General features: G+C 37.0%; 4 protein-coding genes. 3 read left to right on the top strand and 1 reads right to left on the bottom strand.

Going from position 1 to position 5621, the window contains the following annotated elements; translation table 11 throughout:
• The first annotated feature begins 328 nt into the window (after positions 1-328).
• From ACQR30_RS04690 to ACQR30_RS04680, 3 genes are all read left to right on the top strand, one after another.
• Positions 329-1876 carry a hypothetical protein gene (locus ACQR30_RS04690; RefSeq protein WP_429731973.1) on the top strand — a complete coding sequence of 516 codons (1548 nt, stop codon included), beginning with the start codon at positions 329-331 and terminating at the stop codon, positions 1874-1876.
• 189 nt (positions 1877-2065) lie between these two features.
• Entirely contained in the window at positions 2066-2212 is a 147-nt protein-coding gene (locus tag ACQR30_RS04685; RefSeq protein ID WP_429731970.1) for a hypothetical protein, read from the top strand.
• Positions 2213-2360: 148 nt separating this feature from the next.
• A complete protein-coding gene (locus ACQR30_RS04680) occupies positions 2361-5174 on the top strand; it encodes a hypothetical protein (RefSeq protein ID WP_429731967.1) in 2814 nt (937 codons plus the stop codon).
• A gap of 245 nt (positions 5175-5419) precedes the next feature.
• Here ACQR30_RS04680 and ACQR30_RS04675 read toward each other — a convergent pair.
• On the bottom strand, positions 5420-5621 hold a 202-nt coding region (locus tag ACQR30_RS04675; protein ID WP_429731963.1), incomplete at its 5' end, for a hypothetical protein.

Below are 5621 nucleotides of genomic sequence, written 5' to 3'. Positions count from 1 at the left end.
CAACTAACTTTTATTCTTTACCGGGAGACAACCGGTATGAATACATACCACTGCCCGATTTAGAAAAAGGCAGATATTCAGCAACTGCACTGATAACTTATGGCAATAAAGATGAAGTAAAAATAGCCCAATTAGAGTTTGCGAATTAAAATATATCATAGAATCAATAGAGGAAAAACGAATTTTTTCTTAAAAATAGCGTCTAAATAAAGGCACTTCGTTCATCGCGATAAGGAACAGATTATTTCAAGCACGGTAAAGTAATTCTAAAAATAATTTTCAACCACTTCTCTAATAAAATATTATAGAAGAAACTGAAAAGAATCAAATGACTAAAAAGAATCTAATAACAGAGGTCTTATTTTTTGTTGCGGTATTTATGATCAATAATGCAACAGGTCAAATAAAATTGGGCGCAAAACCAGTTGGAGGCAGTGGTGCTAGTCTAAGCGCGTCCTTCAACCCAAGTCCCTATGATGCACTTCACTTTGATACTTATTCAGACTGTATCAATACCGCTGGTAAAACAGCTTCACAAGCTGTTATAGTGGCTTATAGTATTAGTGGCAATGGCAATTACGTGGGTAACGGTTACACGCTAAAAGTAAGCTCGACAAGTTTTACGAATGGCAGCAGTAGCATCCCTGCACAATATGTAAGCATTGCATTTAATAGCTATGGAGGCAATAGTCCCTTTCCTCCTACAACGTCCACCGGATCTTTTTCTTTAAGCAGTACACCGACAACAGCCATTAATTTTACCGGCCCAGCATCTCCGCCATCTTATTATTATACGCAATTATTCGATGTGCATGTCGCGGGAGGTAATCAATTATTGGTACCCACTACCGGAAACTATACAGGGACACTAACTTTTAGTTTTTGCGATGCGTCTGGTAATGTTCAGTCCAGTGCCGATGTATCGGTAATTATTGAGATAGGTTTCAGCAATAGTTGTTCCGGTGTTTCATTGGCTACTGGTGAATATCCTGTACCCAATTTTACAACCTACACGCAAATACAATCCGGGCAGACCGCGACAGATGCAGTACATGTACAATATACACCCAATGGCGCTAATTGCATAGGTTGGTCTTTAAAGGTTCGTGCCAATGGCAATTTTAGTAATGGCACGAATAGTATAACACCTGACCATATTTCTTTGGCTTTTAATAATGTAAGTACCGGTAGTCCGTCCGCCGCCGCTATTGGCGTAACCAATACGCCTGTTGCGCTCAGTACATCCGATGTTACACTCATTAATAATTCTCAAGCAGCTTTTAGCGTTTATACCGAGCATCAATTCGACATGATAGTTGCGGGTGGCAATTATCTGTTACTTGCGGGTTCGGGTACTTTTACTTGTACACTTACTTTCAGTATTTATAATGCAAGCGGCACCTTGGTAGCTACCCAAACACTCAACGCCAGCTTTGTCATTTCTTATACAAATTCTAGCAGCGCCACCATGTCTTTGGCTCATACAAGTGTTTCCCTGCCTTTCACAACAAACACAGATTATGTAAATGGTGTTTCGGTCACACAAACGCAGGAATTATACGTTAAAGCCTTTAATTCTTATCAAATAATAGCAAAGACAGAAGACGCCAATTTGACCAATGGTGCACATACTATTCCTGTTTCTGTCATTCATCTTTCCAATGCCGCAAACCCTGCAAAAGCAGGCATCGTGTCAACTGCTATTAATTTAACAGATGGCGACCAGCAAATAATAACCAACCCATTGACCAATAGTACCTATCAGGAGCAGTATTATGATTTAACTTATTCTATTCCAGGAGGAAATACAACAATTGCAGCAGCCTCGGGTGGAACATATACAACAGATATAATATACGTATTATTACCAAACTAAAAACCATTCTCTTTTAAAATAAATATTGAAAGAACAGTATCAGATAAACCAAATAAGCGGTGACTTAGTGAAACAAAAATATTAACAGGCTACATTAAACGGATAATTAGGGCAAGAAAACATGATTCCTGCAAAATAATATCGATTTCATTTTTTTCCTTGCATTATTTGTAATACCTAAAGTTTCAGATGCAGGCGGTCCTGCAACAGCAGATATCATTTCGGGGGTATTCAATTATCATCATCACCAGCTATATTACCGATATGAACGCTGCAAGTGGTAACACTGCCGGAAGATATACAACACAAATGACAGTTGTGTTTGCACCAAACTAAAAAATTGCTTTGTAATTCTTTATAACCCTGAAAAGTACAAAGCATTGGAGTATAATGAATGAAAATATGGATAACCAACATATTGTTTATTGGAAGCATAAAGTTTCCCAAACGGTGCTCTTTGAACAGTGCCATAAAATTATGTCTCTTGTTTTTGTTATTAGTAAGCTTCATACCTCAAGCAGATGCCCAACAAAATGCAACGTCTCTTTCTTTTAAGTTACAAACAAACAAAGTTGTCGTAACAGAGCAGGCCTTTAATTCTTTTATAGTAAAAATTACCAACAACAGCAGCAGTAACCAAATAGCCGTATTAAAAGTTGAAGCGGATAAAGGATTGCAACTCTTATCAGCGAAAGAAAAAAACCTCGCATTAGCACCACAGGATAGCAGCTTTGTTGCTATTAAAATTTTTAATACAAAGGATTTAACGGCGGGAGATCATTTAGTGCATATTTCATTGGAAAATGCCAATGGTGTACTGCAAAAAAACACCATCGACTTTATAGTAAAGAGTAAAAGAAGTGCGAACCTTTTTGTCGTGGAACCGACTGTCTCCTTGTTAGGAAATGAAGACTCTATCAGTATTCCTATTCAAGTTACCAATAGCGGAAATGCCGCTACATTAGTCAGTATCATAGCCAACTTACCCATAGAAATACAATCGCAAAATTTCCACAAAGCAGTAAGCTTTAATTTAGGTGCTTATAAAGATACATTGATTACGCTACGTAAAAGAATCCCCGTTAATCTCTCTAGCCAAGCTTCGTTTCAAATAAATATATATGGCTTTTACGAGAAAGGAGATTTGTTTGGTCAATCCAGTGTGATGGTGCAAACCTTACAAGATATACGAAGGCATCCCAATGACCCTTTACCCAATTATTATAATAGCTTGCCGAACAGGCTGATGCTATCGGTGCAAAATGCATTTACAAATAATGCCTATTATCACCTCGATGGAGGGAGTGCCCTCTATTTACCCAAAAGCAGAATAGACTACAATGTTGACGCTACAATTCCGCAGAATTTGGCATACTCCTATTTGAGGAATACTTATATTTCCTATGAAACGCACAAAATGGGTGCAACCCTAGGAAACATTAATCGTAGCTTCGATTTAAATATATATGGTAGAGGAGTAGCAGCTTTCTTCAATGACACGGCAAACAAAAACTATTATGAAGCCGGACTAATCGACAATGCATCTAATTTTCTACAAGCACCCAATACAATTTATTCTTCGGGAAGAACTGCCTGGGCAGAATTAAAACACAATACAAAAGATTACAATTTTCAATCAGTAGCTATTTACCAGAAAGATCCCCTCTTAGGCGTCAACAATGCGCTATTGACAAATACCATGACTTGGACAACAAAAGAACATTTTCAATATACAACAACTTTAAATGGCAGTAATGCAAGTGATTTGAATAACCCTACATTCCAGAAATTGGGCTGGTTGGCGAGCTTGAGTGTATTTGGCAGCTTTGGTAAATGGAATATTAATAGTATTAATACATACAGTAGTCCTTATTATGCCGGTATTCAAAAAGGGGTGAAAAGATTATCGCAGCGCATATCCTTTAGGCAGGGAAATTTCAATTATTGGATAAATTTAGACTATAACAATAATAGGCCGAAGTTTGTTTCAAATCAATTTAATTATCAGTCAGAATATGGCAATACCAATATGGCAATAGGATTATCTGGCAATCTCAAAAAATTCAATTTTTCTATCTCACCCAATTATAGTGATAGTAAAACCTTTCTTATGTTAGGTACCGTTCCTTTAAATGCGGAAATAAGTTCTTTTCTTTTAAACACACAAATAGGCTATGCCAATAGGGAAGCTTTATTTTATTTAAATATCAACTCTGACGAAGGTGCGGGAAAGAATCATTTATCAGGAAAAAATGAACTACAATTGAGAGTCAACTCAACTTTAAACTATAAATTGTTGAGTATTAACTGCAATTTGCAAAGAGGGAGTTTTTATGCAGGTGATGCGCTCAATAGCTACCTAATGGATTTGCCCACCTATCGTAGCCTAAATATTAATCCCTCCTTGCAACATGCTTTCTTTAGTAAAAAATTAAACGTGTCAGCAGGGCTTTCTTATAATAAAATAAATAACATCCCGTCCACCTCTTACAACGCTTCTCTTGAATACACTATTTCAGACAATGCATCGCTAGAAGCGAACATTTCACGTTATCAGTATTCAAGCAACTACGCAGCTACAAATAGCTTAGGAGTTAGCTATATACAAAAATTGCCGGGAATAAGAGTTGGTGCAAAAAAGAGTACACTAACGATTTTATTCTTCAAAGATTATAACAATGATGGCATTTTTGATGACCAAGATAGTATAGCGGTAAGCCAAGAAGTAAATATCGATGACGCATCCTTTATTACAAATAATAAAGGAGAGATTACTTATAAAAATCTTTCCCGGGGTAATTATGAAATTTCCATTCTAAGAAAGGGTCAGTGGTATGCAGAAAATCAAACGATATCCGTACTAGAAAAAAAAGTACTCCTAAAGATACCATTGCACAGAACCGGAACAGTTAGAGGTGGATTAATTTACAGTTTCACACAATATAGCTACGATGTGAGCAAGCAAAAGGCAGAAATTCGCATTGATGCAATTGACGAGAAAGGTAAGAAGCATACGGTCGTTACAGACAATTATGGGCATTTTTCTTTCTTCCTATCAACTGGCAAATACAAGATATACTTGCATCAAGATGACCTCCCCTCCGAAGTAGAATGCCCGAATAATGGACAAATAGTTACCATTTCTGCCAATGGAAATACAGTAGAAATAAATTTCATTTTAAAAGTGCGGGAGCGCCATATAGAAACAAAGAAATTTTACTCTTCGTCTTTAACCAAATTAGATTCTAAGCCAGAACCAGATTCGGATCCAAAACCAGAACCGAAAGAACCTAAATAGGATTGCCTTTATTAGCTCTCATTTTCAGAAAACCAAACTAGCGCAGGTATGCGACAAGGCTTTTGTGTGTTGGCGTATCTGTCCTGTTCTTCGGCATGTGCAATGCCAAAACTCTATCAACAAATTTTTAATGCAAACTGGCACAGATACGCCAACGCTCATTTCCCCACGCTGCATATCTGGGCGATGGGACAGCTTTGAGCTTCGACATTACAAATGTCGAAGAGCAGAAAAAAAATTATCAACTAACCCTTCTTCCCAAAAATTTGGTCGACCGCATTCCCTAGCATGGGAAATTTTTCTTTCACAAAATCTTTGACGACTTCTATTGATTTTTCAGCTTGTTCATTAGAAAGCTTTGCTTCTTCTATTAGTTTTTTTAATAATTCTTCCATAATCTTTTTATAAAAAAAGCAGCCAAAATACTTTAGCTGCTTTCGGTTTTTA

It is taken from the genome of Arachidicoccus sp. (assembly GCF_050436765.1).
GTDB lineage: Bacteria > Bacteroidota > Bacteroidia > Chitinophagales > Chitinophagaceae > Arachidicoccus.
This window is presented reverse-complemented; position numbering and strand designations above follow the sequence as displayed.